The following is a 23,271-nucleotide window of genomic DNA, read 5'->3' as shown; positions in this document are numbered from 1 at the left end:
CCCGGGGGACCGGCGGCGGCCGGATCCATTGACCCGCCGTTGGCCCGGATGTTAGACAGCTGTAAGCGATATGCGCAATGGGTGTTGCACACTATGCAACGCCGAGGAGGAGGAGCCATGCCGGACCTGGCGAGCGAGCGCGTCGACCACCGATTCAAGGGCCTGCCCCCGGACGCCGAAGGCCTCACCGTCGGCGAGCTGGCGGCCGAGCGCCGGAACCTGTTCACCGGCGGGTTCACCACTCCCGTCCTCGCGCTCTCCGCCGAGTCCGTCGAGCACAACCTCCGGCTCCTGGAGGAGTACGCGCGGCGCCACGGCCTGGCCTTCGCCCCGCACGGCAAGACCTCCATGGCCCCCCGGCTCTTCGAGCGCCAGCTGGAGCACGGCGCCTGGGGCATCACCGCCGCCGTCCCCCACCAGGCCCGCGTCTACCGCGCCCACGGCATCGCCCGGATCTTCCTCGCCAACGAACTGGTCGACGCCGTCGCCCTGCGCTGGCTCGCCGCCGAACTCGACGCCGACCCCGGATTCCGCTTCGTCTGCTACGTCGACTCGGTGCGCGGCGCCGAGCTGATGGACGAGGCCCTGCGGGCGGCCGGGGCGTCCCGCCCCGTGGACGTCGTGGTCGAACTGGGCGCCGGTGAGGGGGCCCGTACCGGAGTGCGTACGGAGGCGGAGTGCGCGGCCGTGGCCGACGCGGTCGCGGCGGCCGGCACCCTGCGGCTCGTGGGCGTCGCCGGGTACGAGGGCGAGGTGCCGGCGGCCGACCCGGAGCGGGTCCGCGCCTGGCTGCGCCGACTGGTCGCGCTGGCCGCCGACTTCGACAAGGCGGGCCGCTTCGACCCGGCGGCCGGCGAGATCGTGGTGAGCGCGGGCGGCAGCGCCTGGTTCGACACGGTGGCGGAGGTCTTCGCCGAGATCCCGGACCTCTCGCTGCCCGTCCTGAAACTGCTGCGTTCCGGCGCGTACGTCTCGCACGACGACGGCCACTACCGCACGCTCACCCCCTTCAACCGGGTCCCGGCGGAGGGCGCGCTGCGGCCGGCGTTCCGCCTCTGGTCGCAGGTCGTCTCCCGGCCCACCCCCGAGCAGGCCTTCACCAACGCGGGCAAGCGGGACGCGGCGTACGACCTCCACCTGCCCGAGGCGCAGGTGGTCCGGGACGCCCGCACCGGCGCCCTCCGCCCGGCCGAGGGCATCGAGGTGACGGGCCTGTCCGACCAGCACGCCTGGCTGCGCACGGCCGCGGGCGCCCACCTGGAGGTCGGGGACTGGGTGGGCATGGGCCTGTCGCACCCCTGTACCGCCTTCGACAAGTGGCAGCTCATCCCGCTGGTCGAGGCCGACGGCACGGTCGTCGACTACGTCCGCACGTTCTTCTAGGGGGCCGTGATGGATCTCGTCATCCGCGACGCCGAGGTCGTCGACGGCAGCGGCGGCCCGTCCTACCGGGCCGACGTGGCGATCGACCGCGGCCGGATCGCCGCCGTCGTCCAGGAGGGTGCCGCGGCCGGCTGCCGGCGCCCCACCGGCCGCCGCGTCCTCGACGCCGAGGGGCTCGCCCTCTCCCCCGGCTTCATCGACATGCACGCCCACAGCGACCTCGCGCTGCTGCGCGACCCGGACCACAGCGCCAAGGCCGCGCAGGGGGTGACCCTGGAGGTGCTGGGCCAGGACGGGCTGTCGTACGCCCCCGTCGACGACCGCACCCTGGCGGAGGTCCGCCGGGCGATCACCGGCTGGAACGGCGACGGCTCCGACGTGGACCTCGACTGGCGCACGGTCGGGGAGTACCTGGACCGGCTCGACCGGGGCATCGCCGTCAACGCGGCCTACCTCGTCCCGCAGGGCACGGTCCGGATGTACGCCATGGGCTGGGAGGACCGCCCGGCGACACAGGCCGAGCTGGACCGGATGCGGCAGTTGGTCGCCGAGGGACTGGAGCAGGGCGCGGTCGGCATGTCCTCCGGGCTCACCTACACCCCCGGGATGTACGCGCCCGACGCCGAGCTGACCGAGCTGTGCCGGGTGGTGGCGCGGTACGGCGGCTACTACTGCCCGCACCACCGCTCGTACGGGGCGGGGGCGCTGCGCGCGTACGAGGAGATGGTGGCGCTCACCCGGGAGGCGGGCTGCGCGCTGCACCTGGCCCACGCCACCATGAACTTCGGCGTCAACAAGGGCCGGGCCCCCGAGCTGCTGGCCCTCCTGGACCGGGCGCTGGACGACGGCTCCGACATCAGCCTCGACACGTATCCGTACACGCCGGGCTGTACGACCCTGCTCGCGCTGCTGCCGTCCTGGGCTCAGGAGGGCGGCCCGGAGGCGGTCCTCGCGCGGCTGGCCGACGCGGGGACGGCGGAGCGCGTCCGGTACGACCTGGAGGTGACGGGTTCGGACGGCTGCCACGGGGTGCCCGTGGATTGGGACACGATCGAGATCTCGGGGGTGACCGAGCCGGGGCTCGGGGCGTACGTGGGACGGCGCGTCGACGGCTGGGACACCGCCCGCCGGCTCCTGACGGCCGACCGGCTGGGGACGACGATCCTCCAGCACGTGGGCCACGAGGAGAACGTCCGGGCGATCATGCGGCACCGGGTCCACACCGGCGGCTCCGACGGCATCCTGCAGGGCGCCAAGCCGCACCCGCGCGCGTACGGCACGTTCCCCGAGTACCTCGGCCGGTACGTGCGCGAGCTCGGCGTGCTCACCCTGGAGGAGTGCGTCGCCCATCTGACCGCCCGCCCGGCGGCCCGGCTGCGGCTGCCGGATCGGGGCCGGGTGAAGGAGGGGTACAAGGCGGACCTGGTCCTCTTCGACCCGGCGACGGTCGCGGCGGGCTCCACCTACGAGAACCCGCGCGCCCTGCCGGTGGGCATCCCGCACGTCCTGATCGACGGCCGCTTCGTCATCGAGGACGGCCGCCGGACGGACGTCCTCGCGGGCCGGGCGATCCGCCGGACGCCGGTGGGCTAGGAGGCGAGCCGGGCCCGGACCCAGGCGGGGTCGGGGTTGACGTGGGCCCGGCCCGCCACGACGACCGTCGGGACGGTCTCGTCGCCGCCGGTGGCCTCGCGCACCGCGGCCGCCGCCTCCGGGTCGCGCCAGATGTCGACCCAGTGCGCGCGGCGGGCGCGGAAGCCGAGCCGCGTCCGCAGGCGCAGGCAGTACGCGCAGCCCGGCCGCCAGTAGACGATCGGGCGCCCGTCGGCCTCGGCGAGGCGGCGGGCCTCCGCCGCGCCGGTCGACCGCGGGAAGGCCAGCGGTGAGACGGCGGCCGCGAGCGGGGCGAAGAGCAGCAGCGCGGCGAAGGCGCCGCCGGGGCTGCCCTGCGCGGCCCGGACCGCCGTGAGGGCGCCGCCGAGGGCGAGCACCAGGAGCGGCAGGGTCCAGGGACGTCGCGTCATGGCCCGGAGGCTACCGCCCCGCGCCCACCGGTCTCGCGCCCTCCGCCGCGCCGCCCGAGCGCGCGGGCGGCCACGGGTCGCGGCGGAGCCACAGGAGGCCGAGGGCGAGGACGAGCCCGGCCGCGACGAAGCCGTACCAGGGCGTGCGGCCGTCCGGCTGGGTCTCGTACACCAGCGCCGCCGAGAGGACGGCCAGCACCTGACCGGCCCGGCTGCGCCGAGCGGCGGCCGCGACGACGGCCGTGCCCCACAGCAGGTACCAGGGCTGCACCATGGGCGAGAGCGCGACGAGGGCGACCAGCGAGAGCCCGAGGCCGAGGACGGGATCGGTGCGGCCCCGGTAGGCGCGCCACGCCAGGACGGCGATCACCGCCGCGGCGGCGAGCAGCCCCGCCTGCTGGACGGCGGTCTTGACCGGACCCGGGTCGTCGGCGACCAGCGTCCCGAGGGCGAGGCCGAGGTCGCTGGTGAGCGAGAGCGGGGTGTGGATCGCGCCGGCGACGGACTGCGTGCCCAGCCAGCCGAAGCCGGTGCCGGCGAGGAGGCTCGCCCCGGCCGCGACGGCCCCGGCGACCGCGCCGGGCAGGAGCCCCTTCGCGAGGCCCCGGGCCCCGCCTCCGGCCCGACGGGCGACGAGCACCCCGATGAACAGGAGGGCGACGGCGGCCGGGGACTTCACCATCACGGCGCAGCCGACGAGGACGCTGCCCCCCACCCACCGGCCGCGCACGGCGAGCAGGACGCCGGCGAGCATGAGTCCGGCCATGATGCCGTCGTTGTGGACGCCGCCGACGACGTGGACGAGGACGAGCGGGTTGAGCACGGCGAGCCAGAGGGCCCCCTCGTCGCGGTCGAGGCCGCGCACGGCCCACACGAGGAGGGCGACCGCCGCCACCGCGACCAGCCGGAACAGCAGCACGGCCGGCACGACGGCCCCGCCGGTGAGCCGCACGACCGCCTCGGCGACCAGCAGGAACACCGGGCCGTACGGGGCGGGGGTGTCGGTCCAGTTGCCGCCGACGCTCGCCGCCGCGTCCGCGCCGAGGTCCCCGGGCCCGAGGACGGAGGGCCCGGCGCCGTACACGTCGTGGCCTTCCAGGACCATGGCGCCCTGGGCGATGTAGCTGTAGACGTCGGCGCTGTGCAGGGGCGGGGCGACGAGCAGCGGCGCGGCCCAGCAGGCCAGGGTCACCAGGGCCCGGTCCCGCGCCCCGCGCGCGAGGAGGACGCCGTACCGCCACCAGGCGAGGACGAGCAGGGTGAGGCCGAGGGCGCAGAGCACCGCCCCCAGGGCCTCGGGCCCGCTTCCGCGTGGCGCCCACACCTCGCCGCCGCCGCGCACGGGCAGCGCGCCCGCCGCGTATCCGCCGACCGTGACGCCGAGGGACCCGGCCGCACCCAGCCACCGGCACCCGGCGGCACTCAAAGCCCACATGACGGGCCAACCTACCCGCCGTCCGGCCGCGCGCCCGCGGCCCGCCACCGGGGTGGCCGCAGTGCCGCGTGCTGTCACCGGGGGCGCTTCGCCGCGCCCCTGCCCCGGCCGGGGTGGGCGGGTCCGTCCGTGGACTCCGGGTCCGCCGTTTCCGAGGGGCCGGCCGTGGACGGTTCCGCTTCGGGGGTGGCGGACCGCTCCGGCTGCTGCCGTCCGGGGCCGTCGCGGTCCGGGGCGGCGGAGGAGGGCGTTCCCCCGGACGGCCCCGCGCCGGGTGCGGACGTCTCCGGCGGGCCGGCCGTGCCGGTCCCGGCGCCGGGTGCGGTCGGGCCGCCGTCTCCCGTGGCGGAGCCGGAGCCGCTGCCGGAACCGCTGCCGGAGCCGGTGCCCGGGGACCGCGACGGGCCGCCGGAGGCGCCGGTCCCGCCGGCGGAGGGGTCGGCCTGGATGAGGGCGGGCAGCCCGCCCCCGCCGTCCCCGGCCGGGGCGCCCGGCCCACCGCCCGTACGGGATCCACCGCCGAACAGGGCCGCCGCGGCGAGGCCCAGGACGGCGGCCCCGCCCGTGGCGACGAGCCACACCGGGCCGCGCCCGCGCCGGGCGGGGGCGTGACGGCGGCGCCCGCGCGGGGCGCTGCGGGGCAGGTCGTCGCTCATGGCCCGGATTGTAGGGAGCACGACACCCCGGGTGCGATCCGGGTCACACCGGCTGCCCCGGCGGGCGCGCCGCGCCGTCCGACGTGTCCGAGAACACGAGGCGCCCCGCTCCCGCCCGCCGTAAGCTCTCGTCATGCAGGTGATCCAGTCCACGAAGCTCGCCAACGTCTGTTACGAGATCCGGGGCCCGGTGCTCGAAGAGGCGATGCGGCTCGAAGCGGCGGGGCATCGCATCCTCAAGCTCAACACGGGAAATCCGGCCGCCTTCGGCTTCGAGTGCCCGCCCGCCATCCTCGAGGACGTGCTGCGCAACCTCTCCGACGCGCACGGTTACGGGGACGCCAAGGGCCTGCTGTCGGCCCGCCGCGCGGTGATGAGCCACTACGAGACGAAGGGCATCCCGCTCTCCGTCGAGGACATCTACCTCGGCAACGGCGTCTCGGAGCTCATCCAGATGTCGATGCAGGCGCTCCTGGACGACGGCGACGAGGTGCTGGTCCCCGCGCCGGACTATCCGCTGTGGACGGCCTCGGTCTCGCTGGCCGGGGGGACGGCGGTGCACTACCGCTGTGACGAGCAGGCCGACTGGATGCCGGACCTGGCGGACATCGAGCGGAAGATCACGGACCGCACCAAGGCGATCGTGATCATCAACCCGAACAACCCGACGGGCGCCGTCTACGACGACGAGATGCTGCGCTCCCTGACGGAGATCGCCCGCCGCCACAACCTCGTGGTCTGTTCGGACGAGATCTACGACAAGATCCTCTACGACGGCGTCACGCACACGCCGACGGCGGCCATCGCGCCGGACCTGCTCGTGCTCACCTTCAACGGGATGAGCAAGAACTACCGGGTGGCCGGCTTCCGCTCCGGCTGGCTCGCGGTCTGCGGCCCGAAGCACCACGCCTCCTCGTACATCGAGGGCCTGACGATCCTGGCCAACATGCGGCTGTGCGCCAACATGCCGGCGCAGCACGCGGTGGCCGCCGCGCTCCAGGGCCGGCAGTCGATCGAGGACCTGGTGCTGCCGGGCGGGCGGCTGCTCGAGCAGCGGGACACGGCGTACGAGCTGCTGACGCGGATCCCCGGGGTGACGTGCGTGAAGCCGAAGGGGGCGCTGTACCTCTTCCCGCGGCTCGACCCGAACGTCTACAAGATCAAGGACGACCGGCAGATGGTCCTGGACCTGCTGCGGGCGGAGAAGATCATGGTCGTGCACGGGACGGGCTTCAACTGGCACGAGCCGGACCACTTCCGGATCGTGACGCTGCCGGCCGCGGCGGACCTGGCGGACGCGGTGACGCGGATCGGCCGCTTCCTGGACGGATACAGCCAGCCGTGACCGCCTGACGGGCCCCGTGACGGGCCCTTCGGCGCCCGAACCGGACGCCGCTCAACTTTAGAACGAATCTAAGCTAGGATGGCTTCCCGAGCAGTCAGGAGGCCATCCCCATGTACGAACCGATCCGCACCAAGTCGGTCCATCGGATGGCCGACGACGACCACGCGTACCCGCACCGCTCCCGCGAGGAGGAGCTGGACATCCAGCTCGCGGGACACCTCGCCGCCCTGCTCGCCGTCACCGACGAGCTGGGCGACACGGAGGCCGGCGAGCTCATCGCCCGGCAGGTGGCGCGGCTGCGCGGCGCGCCGCCCGCGCGGCACGCGGGCCTGAGCGGCTCCTCCGCCCAGGCCCTGCACCGCAAGGCGCACGCCCTCGCGGGCCGCGCACTGGTCGTCGCCGCCTCCCGGGCCGACACCGCCGCCGCGATCCTCGCCGCCGAACGCATGGACGCGCACACCGCGGCACTGGCCGGGGACTCCCTGGTCGCCGCCCCCTGACGGCCCCGGTCCGCGCGCCACGAACCGCGCGGACCGGGTGCCACCCATCCGCCGCGTACGCTCCGGCGCCTGACGACCCGTCCGGCCGGCCGCCCCGCGCGCGCCGCCTCACGTACCGCCCGCCTCCCGTGCCCACCGTCCTCCGCGCCACCCGCCGCCCACACGCGCCCGGCCCCCGGAGCCTGAGGGGGCTCCGGGGGCCGGAGGGGTCGTGGTGGGCCGTCGTGACCCCACTGGTCAGGGCGGAATGTCGGGGCAACCCACCACGAGTGTGCGGTGCGGGATCAGCCCAGGCGCTTCACGAGCGCGTGGTACTGGTCCCACAGCTCCTTCGGCGTGTGGTCGCCGAAGGTGTTCAGGTGGTCGGGGACGAGGGCGGCCTCTTCGCGCCACACGTCACGGTCGACCGTGAGCAGGAACTCCAGGTCCTCGGCCGGGAGGTCCAGGCCGTCGGTGTCGAGGGAGTCGGCGGTCGGCAGGATGCCGATCGGGGTCTCGACGCCCTCCGCCTTGCCGTCGAGGCGCTCGACGATCCACTTCAGGACGCGGCTGTTCTCACCGAAGCCGGGCCAGACGAACTTGCCCGCGTCGTTCTTGCGGAACCAGTTCACGTAGTAGATCTTCGGCAGCTTCGACGCGTCCGCGGAGGCGCCGACCTTGACCCAGTGCGCCATGTAGTCGCCCATGTTGTAGCCGCAGAACGGCAGCATGGCGAAGGGGTCGCGGCGCAGCTCGCCGACCTTGCCCTCGGCGGCGGCGGTCTTCTCGGAGGCGACGTTCGCGCCGAGGAAGACGCCGTGGTTCCAGTCGAAGGACTCGGTCACCAGCGGTACGGCGGAGGCGCGGCGGCCACCGAAGAGGATCGCGGAGATCGGGACGCCCTTGGGGTCCTCCCACTCGGGGGCGATCGTCGGGCACTGGGCGGCCGGGACGGTGAAGCGGGCGTTGGGGTGGGCGGCCGGGGTGCCGGACTCCGGCGTCCAGTCGTTGCCCTTCCAGTCGGTGAGGTGGGCGGGCGGCTCCTCCGTCATGCCCTCCCACCACACGTCGCCGTCGTCGGTGAGCGCGACGTTGGTGAAGACGGAGTTGCCCCACAGGGTCTTCATGGCGTTGGCGTTGGTGTGCTCGCCGGTGCCGGGCGCGACGCCGAAGAAGCCGGCCTCGGGGTTGATCGCGTAGAGGCGGCCGTCCTCACCGAAGCGCATCCAGGCGATGTCGTCGCCGATGGTCTCGACCGTCCAGCCGGAGATCGTGGGCTCCAGCATGGCGAGGTTGGTCTTGCCGCAGGCGGACGGGAAGGCGGCGGCGACGTACTTCGACTCGCCCTGCGGCGGGGTCAGCTTCAGGATGAGCATGTGCTCGGCGAGCCAGCCCTCGTCGCGGGCCATGACGGACGCGATGCGCAGGGCGTAGCACTTCTTGCCGAGCAGGGCGTTGCCGCCGTAGCCGGAGCCGTACGACCAGATCTCGCGGGTCTCGGGGAAGTGCGAGATGTACTTGGTGGAGTTGCAGGGCCACGGCACGTCCTGCTGCCCCTCCGCCAGCGGGGCGCCGAGGGTGTGGACGGCCTTGACGAAGAAGCCGTCGGTGCCGAGCTCGTCGAGGACGGCCTGTCCCATGCGGGTCATGGTGCGCATGGAGACGGCGACGTAGGCGGAGTCGGTGATCTCGACGCCGATGGCGGAGAGCGGGGAGCCGACGGGGCCCATGCAGAACGGGACGACGTACATCGTCCGGCCCTTCATCGAGCCGCGGAAGATGCCCTTCTCGCCCGCGAAGATCTCCTTCATCTCCGCCGGGGCCTTCCAGTGGTTGGTCGGGCCCGCGTCCTCCTCCTTCTCGGAGCAGATGAAGGTCCGGTCCTCGACGCGCGCGACGTCGGTCGGGTCGGAGGCGGCGTAGTACGAGTTCGGGCGCTTGACCTCGTCGAGCTTCTTGAAGGTTCCCTTGGCGACGAGCTCCTCGCACAGGCGCTCGTACTCGGCCTCGGAACCGTCGCACCAGACGATGTTGTCGGGCTGGGTGATCTCGGCGATCTCGTTCACCCAGGAGACGAGCTCCTGGTGCTGGGTCGGAAGGGTCTGGGGAGCCGCGTTGTCGCGCGCCACGATTGCTCCTTGTAGAGGGGTTTTTGGGTGTGTGCCCCGTGGGGGCCGCGACCCGGATGCTTCGTAGCTGCTCATCCGGTGCCGACCGCACTCATTTGATCATCCGATGGAACCGCCCATATGTCCAGAGGGCCGCACACGTGAGCATCGCCACTCATATCCGGAACCTACGGGGCCGTAGATACGATGGGGTCCTATGACAGCTGCCACACCGGACGTGTCCTCCGCCGAGCCCGGTCCGATCGAACAAGCCCTGTCCCTCCCGCTGAAGCCGCGGCTCAGAGGCTGGCTGCACGCGGGCATGTTCCCCGCGGTGATCGTGGCGGGCGTCGTCCTCGTCGCCCTCGCCGGTTCCCCCCGCGCCCGGATCGCCTGCGGGATCTACGTGCTCACCGCGTGCCTCCTCTTCGGCATCAGCGCCCTCTATCACCGGGGCGACTGGGGTCCGCGCGGCGAGGCCGTCCTGCGGCGCCTCGACCACGCCAACATCTTCCTGATCATCGCGGGCACCTACACCCCGCTCACCCTGTTGCTCCTGCCCGACTCCACGGCGAAACCGCTCATGTGGGCGGTCTGGGCGGCCGCGGCCGCCGGCATCGCCTTCCGCGTCTTCTGGGTCGGCGCCCCGCGCTGGCTCTACACCCCCTGCTACATCGCGATGGGCTGGGCCGCCGTCTTCTACCTCCCCGACTTCCTGCGGACGGGCGGCATCGCCGTCCTCGTCCTCGTGGTGATCGGCGGCCTGCTCTACAGCGCGGGCGGTGTCGTGTATGGCATCAAGCGTCCCAACCCCTCCCCGCGCTGGTTCGGCTTCCACGAGGTCTTCCACGCCCTCACCCTGGCCGCCTTCATCGCCCACTACGTCGGCATCTCGCTCGTCGCCTACCAGGCCTGAGCTGCGACCATGAGGCCCATGGCGGCCGAAGAGACCCCTCCTGCCCCGCTGCGGGAGCGCAAGAAGCAGAAGACCCGTGCGGCGATCCGGGAGGCCGCCCGCCGACTCGTCGCCGAGCGCGGCTGGGAGGCGGCCACCCTCGACCGGATCGCCGCCGGCGCCGAGGTCTCCCCCTCCACCGTCCTGCGCTACTTCCCCGTCCGCGAGGACATCCTCCTCACCGACGAGAACGACGAGCTCCTCGAAGCCCGGCTGCGGGCCCGCCCGGCCGGCGAGGACCCCCTCGAATCCCTCCGCGCGGTCGTCCTCGACGCGATCCGCACCGCGCTCGACACCGAGCCGGACGAAGTGCGGCTGCGCGCCCGGCTCATGGCGGAGATCCCCGCCGTCCGCGCCCGGCTCACCGAGACCACCGCCATGACCGGGCGCCGGCTCGCCCGCGCCCTCGCCGACCGCACCGGCCGCGCCGCCGACGACCTGGAGGTGCGGGTCTTCACGGCGGCCGTCCTCGGCGCGCTCCGCGAGACCACGCTCTACTGGGCCGAACACGGCCTCGGCGACGACCTCGTGGACCTCCTCGACCGCGCCCTCGACACCCTCAGGACCGGCCCGGCGCTCCCAGCGCGCCCCTGAGGACCCGCGCCGACTCGGGGTTGTCCGCGCACCCCCACACCCCGTGCGGGCAGTAGTCCGTCACCGTCTGGTAGACCGGCCGGTGCGCCGCGAACCAGTCGAGCATCCCCCGGACGTACGCCGGGTTGTCGCCGTTCCGGAACAGCCCCCACTCCGGGTACGAGACGGGCTTGCCGCGCTCCGCCGCGAACCGCACGTGGTGCGCGAGCCCGTACTCCTCGGTCACCTGCTCCTCGAAGGAGACCCCGGCCGGCTGGTCGTAGGCGTCCATCCCGATGATGTCCACCACGTCGTCACCCGGATAGCACTCCGGCCACGGCACCGCGTCCCGCCCCCGGCTCGGGGTGAAGTCGAACCGGAACCGCTGCCCGGCCACGCCCCGCAGCTCCGCCACGACCCGCCGCCAGTACGTCTTCCAGGCCACCGGGTCCGGCCCGCAGCGGTGGCTGTACGTCGTGCCGTTCATCTCCCAGCCCAGGACCAGGATCGCGTCGGCGAGCCCGTGCGCGACGAGCCGCTCCCCCAGCGTCCGGAAGTGCCCGTCGAAGTCCCCGGCCGCGCCGCGCCGCAGCTGCGCCCGCACCTCCGCGTCCGGCAGCCCCTCCTCGTTCCGCTCCAGGAGCGGCACGTTGAGGACGAACAGCCGCCCCGGCCGCTCCGCCTTCCAGCGCGCCCACGGACCGAACAGGGCCGGGTGTCCCTCGATGTTGGACCAGCGGTCGCCCGGCAGATAGGTGTGCCCGACGCTCAGCGGGGTGCCGCCGAGCCAGGCCTGCACCCCCGCCATGCGCCGTACCCCGGCCTCGTCGGAACCGGTGAAGAAGCCCGAGGGGACCCGGGCCACCGGCGGCCGCTCCGCCTCCGGCACGGGGCGCGCGGCGGTGTGCCGGTCACCGGGCGCGAGCCGGTCGTACGGCAGCAGGAACACCAGAACGGCCGCGAGCAGCACGGTGAGTGCGGCCCGCGGCCGGGTGGGGAGGCGTCTCACGTCAGCTCGTCCAGAAGTCCCACCACCGGGTCAGGATCAGCATCCCGATGATCCCGAGGTGCAGGACGGGCGGGGCGAAGGCGAAGTCGCCGAAGAAGGCACGCACGGCGGCGGGGGCGGGCAGCACCCCGGTCCGTACGTTGTGCGCGGTGACGTACCAGAACATGAGGACGGTGGCCGTCCAGGCCAGGCAGCACCACAGGCACAGCGCGTGGATCTCGTACAGCGACTGGTGCATGAGCCAGGTGCAGAAGCCGACGCCGAACAGCATCCCGGCGTTCAGTCCAAGCCAGAACCAGCCCCGGTAACGCGCCCCTGCGAGGAGGCCGGCCCCGACGGCGACGACGGCCGCGTACGTGACGAGGCCGAGCATCGGGTTCGGGAAGCCGAAGACCGACGCCTGCGCGCTCTTCATGATGTTTCCGCAGGACACCACCGGGTTGAGGCTGCATCCCGGCTGGAAGCCGGGGTCCTCCAGGAGCTTGAACTTGTCGAGCGTGATGACCCATGCGGCGAGCACCCCGGCCGCGCCGGTGACCATCAGCGTCCAGGCCAGGGCCCGGCCCGCCCCGGCCGGTCCCGGCCTCTCCCCGTCCCGCGCGAGCCGCCGCTGCCCCGGTACGCCCCGGACGTCCACCGTCGCCATGTCGCCGCCGCCCGCTCAGCCCTGCAGGCGCCGGACCGGCAGCACGGCGTGGCCCCCGACCGCCAGGGCGTCCTCGCCGGCGAAGTAGGAGCGCAGCTGCTCCTCCGAGATCGGCTCGCCGGGCGCGGCCTCGGGCCAGGGGCGGACGGAGCAGATCAGGTAGACGTGTCCGAGCTTCTCGGCCGCCGCCTCCCACTCCTCCGACACCGAGCACTGCACCTTGATGTACGGCAGGGTGAGGACCGCCTGCCGGGCCTCGAGGAGGAGGTGGGCGTCGACGCCGGAGTCCTGGGAGGCGTCGACGACCGGCCCGCCGACGGGCAGGCCCATGCCCTCCACGGCGGCCCGCAGCGCCTCCACGCAGGCCTCGGGGCCGTCGAGGCCGTTGCCGAGCGAATACACCATCACGTACGGGGCGGCCGGCTTCTCCTCGGTGGGGCCGGTGACCCAGAAAACGGTGGAGAGGATGCCCAGCGGGGAGACGCTGCGCGCCTCGGAAACGGCGGGGGAAGAAGTCATGGGTCCGGATGCTAGTGCTCCGGGGCCTCTCTTCCCGCGCCCCATTCACCCGATCGGCCGACATTCACCCGGTGGGAATTTCTCCCACAACGAATCGGGGTTTTCCTCGTTATTCCCTCAGGGCATTTCCCTCCGCCGGTGGCGGGGGCCTGACGGACCACCAGGAGATCACTCATGACCTTCCCGCGCCGCCTCGCACTCCGGTCCCTCCTCACCCTGACCGCCGCCGCCTTCACCGGTGGCGCGCTCGCCCGCATCGCCGTCGCGCCCCGGGGCGGGGCGGCGGGCGCCGGCGAGCCGTCCGGCCGGACGTTCGACGAGATGTACCGGGGCCGCCGCATCCAGGGGCGCCCGGCGCCCGCCGGCGGGACCGAGGTCCTGGTCGACGGCCGGCCGCTGCACGTGATGCGCTGCGCGGACGGCGGTTTCCTGACCCCCATCGATCACTACCAGACCTATCCGACGCCGCTGGCGGCCACGCGCGCGGCCGTGGACGAGCTGGGGTCCGCGCCGCTGTCCCGCTTCGCCGCCGCCCATGGCGTCCACCCGGGAGGGAGTCCCCGTGGCGTACACGCGTAAGAACCAGCGTGATCTGACCGGCGCGGAGCGGAAGAAGTTCGTCGCCGCCGTCCTGGAGCTCAAGCGGACGGGGGTGTACGACCGGTTCGTCCGCACCCACATCGAGCACTACACGGCCGACGGGGAGGGCAAGCTGCGGGTCGCCCACATGGCGCCGAGCTTCCTGCCCTGGCACCGCAAGTTCCTGCTGGAGTTCGAGCGCGAGCTGCGCCGGGTCGACCCCACGGTGAGCGTGCCCTACTGGGACTGGACGCGGGACAACTCGCCGGCCTCGCCGCTCTGGTCGGACGACTTCATGGGCGGCAACGGCCGCCGCTCCGACCTGCAGGTGATGACGGGCCCGTTCGCCCACGCGGGCGGGCGCTGGACGATCAACCACGCCATGACCGAGGGCCGTTTCCTGACCCGGGACCTCGGCCGGCCCCGGGACCCGATCACGCTGCCCACCCCGGCCCAGCTGGAGGAGGTCATGCGGGAGCGGACGTACGACGTGGCGCCCTGGAACTCGACCAGCGCCTCCGGCTTCCGCAACCGGCTGGAGGGCTGGGCGGCCGGCCAGGGCAACGAACGCTTCCGGATCCACAACCGGGTGCACCGCTGGGTCGGCGGCCTGATGCTCGGCGGCGCCTCGGTCAACGATCCGGTGTTCTGGCTCCACCACTCGTTCGTGGACCTGGTCTGGTCGCGGTGGCAGCAGCGGAACCCGGGGGCCGCCTATCTTCCGGCGGAACCGCCGCCGCTCGGCGACGCTCAGTACCGCAAGGTGGTGGCACGGCACCAGCCGATGACGCCCTGGGGCGTCACCCCGGCGCAGATGCTCGACCACAGCGCGATCTACCGGTACGCCTGACGAGGGGTGGACGGGCGCGCTGTTCACGCGGAAGCGGCCCCCCGGCGGATGCGCGGGGGGCCGCTCCGTGCGGACCGGTGAGATCAGCCGCCGTAGCCGCCGTCGTGGTGGTGACCGTCGATGTTGGCGCAGACGTTGCCGAACGCCGGGTTCAGCAGGCCGATGATGTCGACGGTGTTGCCGCACAGGTTGATCGGCACGTGGACCGGGACCTGGACGACGTTGCCCGAGATGATACCGGGGGAGGCGGCGGCGACGGCCTCGGCGCCCGAGTCGGCGACGGCCATGCCGGCTCCGCTGAGGGCAACGGCACCCGTGCCGGCGAGGACAGCGGCAGCCTTCGCGATGCGAGACATCAGGAACTCCTTGAGCGTGGAAAGTCGACCGCGAGAATCACGGCCACACAGTCCCCTTCAACGCCGTAAAGCCACAGGGGTAACGGCTTTTAGGCCGGATGGGACGGAATGAAAAGATGAAGGCCCGCGGGCCGGTGGTCCGTCCGTCGCCGGATGCGACGGCCGTACCTCCGGGCCCGCGGGCCGCGGCCATGCGACAAGCCTTCCGGTGCAACGAGCAACGACCCTTGGGGTAGCGGGGAAGAATCGTGTCTTCACCCGTCGGGCCGCCGATCGCGCACAGGACCGCTCGTGAGCCCTACGGCTGGGCCAGACCGAGCTGCGGCTGCAGCGCCCCCTTCGCGGCGGCGGTACGGACACCGGCGTCCGGCAGCCTGAGCTCCGGGAGCCCGTACCTGTCGCCGTCCGGCAGGCCCACCGGGCTGCCGACCTCGGCGGCGGGGGTGATCGCGGCGAGGGGCGAGTCGGGGCTGGTGAGCTGGGCCGTGCCGGGCCGGCTGCCGTCGATGAGCTCCGGGAGCGGGGCGGCGAGGTCGGTCTCCGGCAGCGTGCTGGTGAACGGCACCTCCGGCAGACCGATGTCCGGCAGGGTCTGCCCCTCGTGGAAGACGGTGGGGGCGCCCGGCATGAGCAGCGGGACACCGGTGTCCACGGTCGGCGCGTCCATCGGGATCACCGGCTCCAGGCCGTGGAGCGGTACGACCACCGGGGCCTCGGCCGCGGAGGCGGGGGCGGCCATGGCCGCGGAGGCGAGAGCGGTCATCAGAAGGCCCAGACCGGCTTGTGAGCGCAGGTTCATGACGTGCGGGTGCCCTTCGGAGGGTGGCGAACGGTAGCGGTGGAACTGTGTTCTTGAACGAGCCCTCCGGGGGAAACGTCGCGAGAATTCGCCCGTGTGCAGCAACGTGAAGGGTCCTCACCGGTGACGGTGAGGACCCTTGTTGACAGGCGGTCGGCCCGTGCGTCAGTGCAGGCGGTCGGTGCGCCCGGCGCGGATCGCGCGTCCGGCACGGACGCGGATGAGCGCTCCGCCGACGAGCAGGGCGGCGCCGGTGGCCGCGGCGCCCGCCAGGACGGCGGTGTCGCTTCCGGTGTCGGGGAGTTGCGGCTTGCCCGGCCCGGTCGGCCCCGGGTGGGTCGGGGTGGCGGGGGGCGTGGTCGGCTCACCGGGGTGGGTGGGCGGAGTGGTCGGGGGCTCGGTCGGCTCGCCCGGGTGGTGGGGCGGCGTGGTGGGCGGCTTCGTCGGCTCACCGGGGTGCGTCGGGTGCCCCGGCTTCGTCGGCTCGCCCGGGTGGGTGGGCGGCTTTGTCGGCGGCTTGGTCGGCTCGCCCGGCTCGCCGGTCTGCTCCGGGGGTGTCGTCGGCGGCTTGGTCGGCGGCTTCGTCGGCTCGCCGGGGTGGGTGGGGTGGGTGGGCGGCTTGGTCGGCGGCTTCGTCGGCTCGCCCGGGTGGGTGTGCGTGGGGTGCCCCGGCTTCGTCGGCTCGCCCGGGTGCGTGGGGTGCGGGCCCGGGGAGGTCGGGTGGGGGCCGGGGGTCGTCGGGTGCCCCGGCGACGTGGGCTGCGGGCCGGGGTGGTCGGGGGTCTCCTCGTCCGGACCGTCCCCGTAACCGTCGGGGTCCTCGGTGGCCCGGGCGCAGAGGTCCCGGAGCGCCTGCCGCGCCTGGCCGGCGAGCTCGCCGGGGTTCACCGAGACCCCGCACAGGTCCACCGCGGGAGGAGCCTGTCGGTGGTGGCCCGCTCCGGGGACCGGTGTGTCGCCCGTGGAGTTCGCCGCCACGGCGAGACCTCCGGTCAGCGACAGGATGCCCGTCGCGGCTGCGGCGGTGAGCAGCTTCCTGGTGTCGATGGATCGCATACCGCTCTTCCTCTGGAGAACGCGGGACTCGGGGACTCCGGACGGACGCGCCGCGGTGACTGCGGCGTGTGATCGAGCACGGCCGTCCTCGGTCTCTCCACGAGCCAACCTGCCGTGGATGTTGGGCGAGAGCGTATGGAGCGGTGCACGACGAAGACCCGGCCCCACACGGCGGCGAATCAGAAAATCATTCGATCAGCCGATCTCCCTGGGCAGTGGTGTCGCGAGCCGGGGAGCGTCCGTCGGGGCCGGGTTGGAGCGGGGGTCCTTTCCGGAGGATGCGGGACCGCGCGACGTGGCCGGCCGCGCGGGAAGGGGCGCGGCGCCCCCGCCGCCGGGGAGGTGTCAGCCTCCCAGCGGGAGGCCGCCGAGCAGCGGCGCCTTCTTGCCGGCCCCCTTGAGCTTCCCGGCGGCGTCGCCCACGGCCTTGACCGCGGGGGCCTCCGTGGTGCTGCCCAGCGCGTCCGTCTCCAGGCCCTCGCTGGAGATCGCGTCGAGCCCCCCGTCCAGGCTGGTCGGAAGCTGCGGGCCCGCGGCCATGGCGGGCGCGGCGGCACCCAGGGCCATGACGGAACCGGCGATGATCGCGGCGACCTTGGTGGGCTTCATGGAGAAAGTCCTTCCTCTGAGCGTCCATACGTTTTTTCGGCGGACAAGTCACTGATCACGCGGGGAAGTTGACCTGACCCCGCGCGTCGTTCTGCTTCTGTAACGAGACGCGCGCTCCCCGGAAACTCCGGAAGGAAGGATTTCTCGGCACCGCACCCGAATGAAGGGGCCGGCCCGCCGTGCCGGACAAGGGAAATCCGTACCGGCCCGGGAAAACCGGGCCGGTACGGCGTGATCGGTGCGCCGCCGTCAGCGGACGGGCGCCACCGGTGCGGCCGAGGACGCCGGCGCGGCCGGCGACACGGGTCCGAGAAGGGCGCCGAGCAGGGCGGGGAGGTCGAGGAGACCGGCGGCGTCCGGCGCGGGAGCGGCGGGACGGGCGGGCGCGGCGGGCGCGGCCGGAGCGGCCGGAGCGGCGGGCGTGGCCGGAGCGGCGGGCGTGGCCGGAGCGGCGGGGGTGGCGGGCGCCGGGGCCTGCGGCAGGGAAGCCGGGGCCTCGGGGCGGGCCGCCGCGGCGGTGTCCTTCGCGGCGGCGACCGCCTTCGCGATCTTGGCGTCGAACGCCTCGGTGGCCGCGGCGGAGAGCCGGCCTTCGGCCTTGATCGTCGCGAGGAGTTCGTCCACCGCGTCGTTCACCGCCTCCGTGAGGGAGTCGGCGCTCTCCGCCGCGGCGGAGGTGTCGCCGACGGGCGCCGGGGCGGCGGCGGTGGTGGTGGGCACGGGGGGCGGCTGGTGGGTGTCGGCGGCGGCGGTTCCCGCCGCACCGAGGGCGAGGGCGGCGGAGGCGGCCAGGACGGTGAGGCGGAGGGGCGCCTGGGGACGCATAGGTGTTCCCTTTCGGTACGCGTCGGACAACTTCCTCCTCACCGTGCCTGCGGGTATACCTCTCCGCAACGGGCAGACTACACAGCGCCATGCCCCCGTTCGGGTGAATCCACCCTCCTGACCTGCCACTCCCAGGGGCGTACGCCGTTGCACCGGGCGGCGCACGAGGGTGCGTCCGAACGGGCCGAGGCCGGCACGCACGCCCCGGAGGGGGTGGCGCACCGGCCTCGGAAGGACCGTGATCCGCTGCGGGATCAGGCGTTGACGCAGACGTTGCCGAAGGCGGGGTTGAGCAGCGCGATGATGTTGATGGTGTTGCCGCAGACGTTGATCGGCACGTGGATCGGCACCTGCACGACGTTGCCGGACACGATGCCCGGGGACGCCGCGGCCACGCCCGCGGCCCCGGCGTCGGCCGTGGCCACACCGGCGGTACCCGCCACGGACGCGGCGATGACGGCGGACACGACTGCAGCCTTTGCGATACGGAACATGGGGAAGCGCTCCTCGATCGATTGCGAACCACTGGAACCGGAAGGTCAGCGGTGTGACCGGATCTGCCCGGCTCCTTCAACAACGCGGTTCTCTTTATTCGGTTGCTCTCCCGAATGGGTGACTCCCCGGTCTCCTTTGGGCCATCAGAGGGGTATTCGAGCGGGTGAGCCGGGGAATGGCACAACACGCCCAACGAGGAACCGGGCGCGCGGATACGGAAGTTACTCTTGATGAGTATCTCCTGCTTACCAACGCCCGGAATCATCGTTATAACGTTCATCTACGTCGCTCACGGTCCCGTCGGGCGGACACCCATTTCGCACGCTCGACAGCTTCCTCTTCCCCTGCCCTCACGGGCGTTTCCTTGTTTCTCTCATCGAAGGGGAGAACCTGTATGCGGAATTCAGCGGTTCTCGCTGTGCGCCGCGGCGTGCCACACACCTGGCGGGCGGCGCTTTCCCCACGGGCGGACACCGGACGCTGACATGCTGCCTCCACGAGCACCGAACTCACCCCTCTCCGTCCTGCACGCGGTCCAGCCCGGGGACGGGGGCGTCGCCCGTGTCGTCGTGGATCTGGTCCGCGACCAGATCCGTGCAGGGACCCGGGTCACCGTCGCCTGTCCGCCCGGCACGCCGCTCGCCGCCGCCGTCCGCGCCGAGGGCGCCGGCGTGTACGCGTGGCGGGCGGGGCGCGACCCCGGCCCCGGCCTGGTCCGCGAGACGCTCGGCCTCGCCCGGCTGATCCGTACCGCGCGCCCGGACCTGGTCCACGCCCACAGCGCCAAGGCGGGGCTGTGCGCCCGGCTGGCCGTCCGGGGGCGGATCCCGACCCTGTACCAGCCGCACGCCTGGTCCTTCGAGGCGGTCGACGGGACGACCGCCGCGCTGGCGCGCGCCTGGGAGCGCTTCGGGGCCCGCTGGGCGGACCGGATCCTCTGCGTGAGCGAGGCCGAGCGCCGTACGGGCGAGGCGGCCGGGGTCACCGCGGCCTGGTCGGTGGTCCACAACGGGGTGGACGTGGCCCGCTTCGCGAGCGACGGCCCGCCCCGCAACCCGGCGCCGACCGTCGTCTGCGTGGGCCGGCTCTGCCGGCAGAAGGGGCAGGACGTGCTCCTCGCCGCCTGGCCCGCCGTCCTCGCCGACGTGCCCACGGCCCGGCTGGTGCTGGTGGGCGACGGCCCGGACGGGGACCGGCTGCGGGCGTCGGCCGGCCCGTCGGTGCGGTTCACCGGCGCCGTCGACGACACCGCCCCCTGGTACCGGGCCGCGGACGTGGTCGTCCTGCCGTCCCGTTGGGAGGGCATGGCGCTCGCGCCCCTGGAGGCGATGGCGAGCGGTCGTCCGGTGGTGGTCGGCGACGTGGACGGCGCGCGGGAGAGCCTTCCGCCGGCCCACGCGCCCCTGTGCCTGGTCCCGCCCGAGGACCCGGCCGCGCTCGCCGCCGCGCTCGGCCGCCTCCTCGGCCGGCCGGAGCTGCGGGAGCGCCTGGGCCGCGAGGCCCGTGAACACGTACTCAGCAGTTTCGATGTGCGGCGCACCGGCGCGGCCGTCGCGGAGCTCTACCGCGAGCTGGCCGGAGTGCGGGGCACCGAGCACAGAGAGCCGATTGCGCAGTGACCACGGAAAGCACCAGCGTTCCTCCCTCCCCCGGTTCGTGGCCCGCCGCGGGCCCGGTCTTCGGCGTCGCCTCGCTGGCCCCCCGGCACGGCGCGCCGCGCCGGCTCCCGCCCGCCCGGCACCGCAGGTCTCGGGCCCGTTCCGGCCGGCTGCCGCTGGTGGTGGCCGACTGCCTGGCCGTCCTCGCGGCAGCCGTGCCGCTCGGCGCCGCGCACCGGGACCCGCGACTGCTCCTGCCGATCGCCGCGCTCGTCCTGCTCCTCGGCCGGCGCGGCGGGCTCCACCGTCCGGCGGCGCACGTGCGGATGCTCGACGAGCTGCCCGCGCTGGCCTCCCGCGCCGGGGTCGCCTGGTGTGTCGCGGCGGCGGCGGTCGCCGCGTACTCCCCGGCCCTCGCCTTCGGGCCGCTGCGCCTCGCGGCGGCGTACGGCACGCATGTGGCGGTGGTGTCGGTGCTGCGGGGGCTGGTGCTCGCCCACCGGCGGCGGGTGGCGCGGGCGCACCCCCGGTCGGCGCTCGTCGTCGGCGCGCCGGGCGCGGCGCGCCGGTTCGCGGCGGCGGCCCTGCAGCATCCCGAGTACGGGGTGCGGCCGGTCGGGATCGTCGGCGTCAGGGAGGACGGTGGCGCGGCGGCGCCGACGCACGGGGAGCCGGGGCTCCCGGTGCTCACGACGACCGAGGCGATCCACCGGGCCGTCATCCAGAACACCGTGCGGGACGCCGTGTTCCTGCTGGACGACCCCGGGCTGGTGACGCTGTTCCAGCAGTACGGCTGCACGACCTGGCGGGTCGGCGGGGAACGGCAGGACGGGCCCATGGGCGAGCACCTGTGGGGGTACGCCTGGCGCCGTCTCGTACCGCCGGAGGAGCGGCCCGGCCTCACCGCCAAGCGCCTCCTCGACATCGCGTTCGCCGTTCCCGCGCTGGCGCTGGCCCTGCCGGTGCTGCTGCTGTGCGCGCTCGCGGTGCGGCTCGCCGACGGACCGGGGGTCCTCTTCCGGCAGGAGCGGGTGGGCCGGCACGGCCGCCACTTCACCCTCCTGAAGTTCCGTACGCTGCGCCCCTCCGACGAGACGGAGTCGGCGACCCGCTGGAACGTGGCGGGCGACCGGCGGATGAGCGCGGTCGGGAGCTTCCTGCGGAAGTCCTCGCTCGACGAACTGCCGCAGCTGTGGAACATCCTCAGGGGCGACATGAGCCTCGTCGGGCCGCGCCCCGAACGCCCCTACTTCGTGGCCCAGTTCAGCAAGGTGCACGCCGGGTACGCCGACCGGCACCGGATGCCGGTCGGGCTGACCGGGCTCGCGCAGGTGCACGGGCTGCGCGGTGACACCTCGATCGAGGACCGCTGCCGCTTCGACAACCACTACATCGACCACTGGTCGCTCTGGCAGGACGTCTGCATCCTGATCCGCACGGCTGCCGGGCTGCTGCGGCCCACGGGGAGCTGAGATGGCCACGGCCGTGACGGCCGAAGCCCCGCCGTCCGCCGCCGCGGTGCCGGCGGAGGGGTGGAGGACGGAGGCGGTTCGGGACACGGCCCGGCGGGCCGCGTACCTGTCGCCCGTCCTCGCCGTGATCGCGCTCCTGCTCGCCCCGGGCGGCGGCGGGGCCGAGGACGGCACCGGCGGGACGGGCTCGCTCGCGGACGCGGCCTCCGGACTGCTCGTCCTGGTCTGTCTCGTCCGGGTGCTGCGCGAGCGGGCCCGGCCGCTGACCCGGACGGCGGCCGTCGTCCTCGGGCTGCCGGTCCTCGGGATCTGTCTCGCGGCGATCACCTCCCACGACCCCGGGGCGAGCCTGCCGGGCGTCGCCCGGTACGCGCAGGTCTTCGTCCTCGTCCCGGCGGCCGTGTTCCTGACGGTCCGGGACCGGCGGGACGCCACCGTCGTCGCCTGGGCGCTGGTCGTCCTCGCGCTGCTCCAGGGCGCGGTGGGCGTCGCGCAGTACCTGACGGGGACGGGCGCCTCGTACCGGGGCGAGGACGTCCGGGCCGTCGGCACCTTCGGGCCCTCGGACGTGATGGGCATGGCGACGGTCGTCTCGTACGGGCTCGTGGTCGCCGTCGGGCTCGCGCTCGGCGGGCGGCCCGGCCGCGCGCGGACGGCGGCGCTGGTCTGCGCGGGCCTGCTGTTCCTGCCGCTGGTGGTCTCCTTCAGCCGGGGCGCGTGGATCGCGACCGTCCTCGCCTGCGCGCTCCAGCTGGTCCTCGCCGGGGTACGGCGGGCGGCCCGGGCCGCCCTGACGGCGGGGGCGCTCGCGGTCGTCCTCGTCGGCGGTCTGGGCATCGGTTCGGAGCTGGTCGAGGAGCGGGCCGCCAGCATCACGCGGGTCACGGCCGCACCCGACCGGTCCGTGACGGACCGGTACACGATGTGGGCGGCGGCGGCGGAGATGTGGCGCGCGGAGCCGTTCACGGGCGTGGGCCTGAAGGGGTTCCCCGCCCACCGCGACGCGCACGCCTCGCTCGCGCTCTCCTCCGGCAGCGACACGGCCGGCGCGGGCGCGGAGTTCCGGCGCCAGCCGCTGCTCTCGCCGCACAACATGTACCTGCTCGTCCTCAGTGAGCAGGGCCTCTTCGGCCTGCTCGCCCTCACCGGCAGCTGGTTGGCGCTCCTCACCGGCGCCCTGCTCCGCCACCGGGCGGGCGCGGCGGGCGCGCTCGTCGCGACGGGGCTGCTGTCCTGGCAGCTCATCGACTTCTTCTACGCGGACATCGGCGGCCCGTCGACGGTGCTGATGTCCGTGGTGTTCGGCCTGGCCGCCCGGTGGTCCCTGCCCGGGGTGCGGCGTGCGTGACCTCCGGCCGGACGACGCCCCGGACCCCGCGGACCCGGACCCGGCGGGCCCGTCCGGCCTCCGACACGTGACGCCCGGGGCCGACGGCCTGCCGTACGACGGTGCGAGGGCCGGGTACGCGGTGCGGCCGGGCCTGCCGGCCGGCGACGCGC

24 protein-coding genes are annotated in these 23,271 nt (G+C 74.1%); 11 read left to right on the top strand and 13 right to left on the bottom strand.

What is annotated here, in order from left to right:
* Positions 1-117: 117 nt before the first annotated feature.
* Together ABTY40_RS24780 and ABTY40_RS24775 are read left to right on the top strand one after the other, a co-directional pair.
* Positions 118-1,383 carry an alanine racemase gene (locus ABTY40_RS24780; RefSeq protein ID WP_352061539.1) on the top strand — a complete coding sequence of 422 codons (1,266 nt, stop codon included), beginning with the start codon at positions 118-120 and terminating at the stop codon, positions 1,381-1,383.
* A gap of 9 nt (positions 1,384-1,392) precedes the next feature.
* Positions 1,393-2,976, top strand: coding sequence for an N-acyl-D-amino-acid deacylase family protein (locus ABTY40_RS24775; RefSeq protein ID WP_502990668.1), 1,584 nt, complete (start codon positions 1,393-1,395; stop codon positions 2,974-2,976).
* Here the strand turns inward: ABTY40_RS24775 and ABTY40_RS24770 are convergent.
* From ABTY40_RS24770 to ABTY40_RS24760, 3 genes are all read right to left on the bottom strand, one after another.
* Entirely contained in the window at positions 2,973-3,407 is a 435-nt protein-coding gene (locus ABTY40_RS24770) for a glutaredoxin family protein (protein WP_352061537.1), read from the bottom strand. The genes ABTY40_RS24775 and ABTY40_RS24770 overlap by 4 nt on opposite strands.
* Positions 3,408-3,417: 10 nt before the next feature.
* Entirely contained in the window at positions 3,418-4,842 is a 1,425-nt protein-coding gene (gene mptB, locus ABTY40_RS24765) for a polyprenol phosphomannose-dependent alpha 1,6 mannosyltransferase MptB (RefSeq protein WP_352061536.1), read from the bottom strand.
* A gap of 74 nt (positions 4,843-4,916) precedes the next feature.
* Positions 4,917-5,498 carry a hypothetical protein gene (locus ABTY40_RS24760; protein ID WP_352061535.1) on the bottom strand — a complete coding sequence of 194 codons (582 nt, stop codon included), beginning with the start codon at positions 5,496-5,498 and terminating at the stop codon, positions 4,917-4,919.
* Positions 5,499-5,631: 133 nt separating this feature from the next.
* Here ABTY40_RS24760 and ABTY40_RS24755 point away from each other — a divergent pair, with 133 nt between their 5' ends.
* Complete coding sequence (locus ABTY40_RS24755; RefSeq protein WP_352061534.1) at positions 5,632-6,843, top strand: pyridoxal phosphate-dependent aminotransferase; 1,212 nt, start codon at positions 5,632-5,634, stop codon at positions 6,841-6,843.
* A gap of 110 nt (positions 6,844-6,953) precedes the next feature.
* Positions 6,954-7,343: an SCO4983 family protein gene (locus tag ABTY40_RS24750; RefSeq protein ID WP_345285019.1), complete on the top strand. Its 390-nt coding sequence runs from the start codon at positions 6,954-6,956 to the stop codon at positions 7,341-7,343.
* Positions 7,344-7,627: 284 nt separating this feature from the next.
* On the opposite strand, the gene ABTY40_RS24745 is transcribed toward ABTY40_RS24750, so the two are convergent.
* Positions 7,628-9,451 (bottom strand): phosphoenolpyruvate carboxykinase (GTP), encoded by a 1,824-nt coding sequence (locus ABTY40_RS24745; RefSeq protein ID WP_352061533.1) that lies wholly within the window; start codon positions 9,449-9,451, stop codon positions 7,628-7,630.
* A gap of 196 nt (positions 9,452-9,647) precedes the next feature.
* On the opposite strand from ABTY40_RS24745, the gene trhA reads away from it, so the two are divergent.
* On the top strand, positions 9,648-10,346 hold the full coding sequence (gene trhA, locus ABTY40_RS24740) for a PAQR family membrane homeostasis protein TrhA (RefSeq protein ID WP_352061532.1): 699 nt from the start codon (positions 9,648-9,650) through the stop codon (positions 10,344-10,346).
* Positions 10,347-10,364: 18 nt separating this feature from the next.
* The gene (locus tag ABTY40_RS24735) at positions 10,365-10,979 is read left to right on the top strand and encodes a TetR/AcrR family transcriptional regulator (RefSeq protein WP_352061531.1); all 615 of its coding nucleotides are present in this window, start codon (positions 10,365-10,367) and stop codon (positions 10,977-10,979) included.
* On the opposite strand, the gene ABTY40_RS24730 is transcribed toward ABTY40_RS24735, so the two are convergent.
* From ABTY40_RS24730 to ABTY40_RS24720, 3 genes are read right to left on the bottom strand one after another with little or no spacing between them, the layout of a single operon-like run.
* Positions 10,945-11,967 (bottom strand): glycoside hydrolase family 26 protein, encoded by a 1,023-nt coding sequence (locus ABTY40_RS24730; protein WP_352061530.1) that lies wholly within the window; start codon positions 11,965-11,967, stop codon positions 10,945-10,947. The genes ABTY40_RS24735 and ABTY40_RS24730 overlap by 35 nt on opposite strands.
* 1 nt (position 11,968) lies before the next feature.
* The gene (locus ABTY40_RS24725) at positions 11,969-12,613 is read right to left on the bottom strand and encodes a vitamin K epoxide reductase family protein (RefSeq protein ID WP_352061529.1); all 645 of its coding nucleotides are present in this window, start codon (positions 12,611-12,613) and stop codon (positions 11,969-11,971) included.
* Between the two features lie 15 nt (positions 12,614-12,628).
* Positions 12,629-13,132, bottom strand: a complete 504-nt coding sequence (locus tag ABTY40_RS24720) for a DUF5949 family protein (protein ID WP_345285031.1) — start codon at positions 13,130-13,132, stop codon at positions 12,629-12,631.
* Between the two features lie 174 nt (positions 13,133-13,306).
* On the opposite strand from ABTY40_RS24720, the gene ABTY40_RS24715 reads away from it, so the two are divergent.
* Entirely contained in the window at positions 13,307-13,711 is a 405-nt protein-coding gene (locus ABTY40_RS24715; protein WP_352061528.1) for a tyrosinase family oxidase copper chaperone, read from the top strand.
* On the top strand, positions 13,695-14,561 hold the full coding sequence (locus tag ABTY40_RS24710) for a tyrosinase family protein (RefSeq protein ID WP_352061527.1): 867 nt from the start codon (positions 13,695-13,697) through the stop codon (positions 14,559-14,561). Before ABTY40_RS24715 ends, ABTY40_RS24710 begins: the two co-directional genes overlap by 17 nt.
* An 83-nt stretch (positions 14,562-14,644) precedes the next feature.
* Here ABTY40_RS24710 and ABTY40_RS24705 read toward each other — a convergent pair whose 3' ends face one another.
* The 6 genes from ABTY40_RS24705 to ABTY40_RS24680 all read right to left on the bottom strand — a co-directional run bounded on the left by ABTY40_RS24705 (position 14,645) and on the right by ABTY40_RS24680 (position 18,700).
* Positions 14,645-14,917: a chaplin gene (locus ABTY40_RS24705; protein WP_345285036.1), complete on the bottom strand. Its 273-nt coding sequence runs from the start codon at positions 14,915-14,917 to the stop codon at positions 14,645-14,647.
* A 298-nt stretch (positions 14,918-15,215) separates the two neighbouring features.
* Entirely contained in the window at positions 15,216-15,716 is a 501-nt protein-coding gene (locus ABTY40_RS24700) for a hypothetical protein (RefSeq protein WP_352061526.1), read from the bottom strand.
* Between the two features lie 165 nt (positions 15,717-15,881).
* Complete coding sequence (locus ABTY40_RS24695; RefSeq protein WP_352061525.1) at positions 15,882-16,772, bottom strand: hypothetical protein; 891 nt, start codon at positions 16,770-16,772, stop codon at positions 15,882-15,884.
* Positions 16,773-17,117: 345 nt separating this feature from the next.
* Positions 17,118-17,381, bottom strand: a complete 264-nt coding sequence (locus tag ABTY40_RS24690) for a hypothetical protein (protein ID WP_345285042.1) — start codon at positions 17,379-17,381, stop codon at positions 17,118-17,120.
* A 249-nt stretch (positions 17,382-17,630) separates the two neighbouring features.
* Positions 17,631-18,206, bottom strand: coding sequence for a hypothetical protein (locus tag ABTY40_RS24685; RefSeq protein WP_352061524.1), 576 nt, complete (start codon positions 18,204-18,206; stop codon positions 17,631-17,633).
* A 254-nt stretch (positions 18,207-18,460) separates the two neighbouring features.
* Positions 18,461-18,700: a chaplin gene (locus tag ABTY40_RS24680; protein WP_352061523.1), complete on the bottom strand. Its 240-nt coding sequence runs from the start codon at positions 18,698-18,700 to the stop codon at positions 18,461-18,463.
* 486 nt (positions 18,701-19,186) lie between these two features.
* On the opposite strand from ABTY40_RS24680, the gene ABTY40_RS24675 reads away from it, so the two are divergent.
* Genes ABTY40_RS24675 through ABTY40_RS24665 form a run of 3 tightly spaced genes read left to right on the top strand, consistent with a single transcriptional unit; the run spans position 19,187 to position 23,119 of the window.
* Complete coding sequence (locus ABTY40_RS24675) at positions 19,187-20,320, top strand: glycosyltransferase (protein ID WP_352061522.1); 1,134 nt, start codon at positions 19,187-19,189, stop codon at positions 20,318-20,320.
* Positions 20,317-21,771, top strand: a complete 1,455-nt coding sequence (locus tag ABTY40_RS24670) for a sugar transferase (RefSeq protein ID WP_352061521.1) — start codon at positions 20,317-20,319, stop codon at positions 21,769-21,771. The genes ABTY40_RS24675 and ABTY40_RS24670 overlap by 4 nt, the downstream gene beginning before the upstream one ends.
* A gap of 1 nt (position 21,772) precedes the next feature.
* Positions 21,773-23,119, top strand: coding sequence for an O-antigen ligase family protein (locus tag ABTY40_RS24665; RefSeq protein WP_352061520.1), 1,347 nt, complete (start codon positions 21,773-21,775; stop codon positions 23,117-23,119).
* Positions 23,120-23,271 lie beyond the last annotated feature (152 nt).

Source organism: Streptomyces sp. NPDC126503, assembly GCF_040302405.1.
Taxonomy (GTDB): Bacteria; Actinomycetota; Actinomycetes; order Streptomycetales; family Streptomycetaceae; genus Streptomyces; species Streptomyces gulbargensis.
This window is presented reverse-complemented; position numbering and strand designations above follow the sequence as displayed.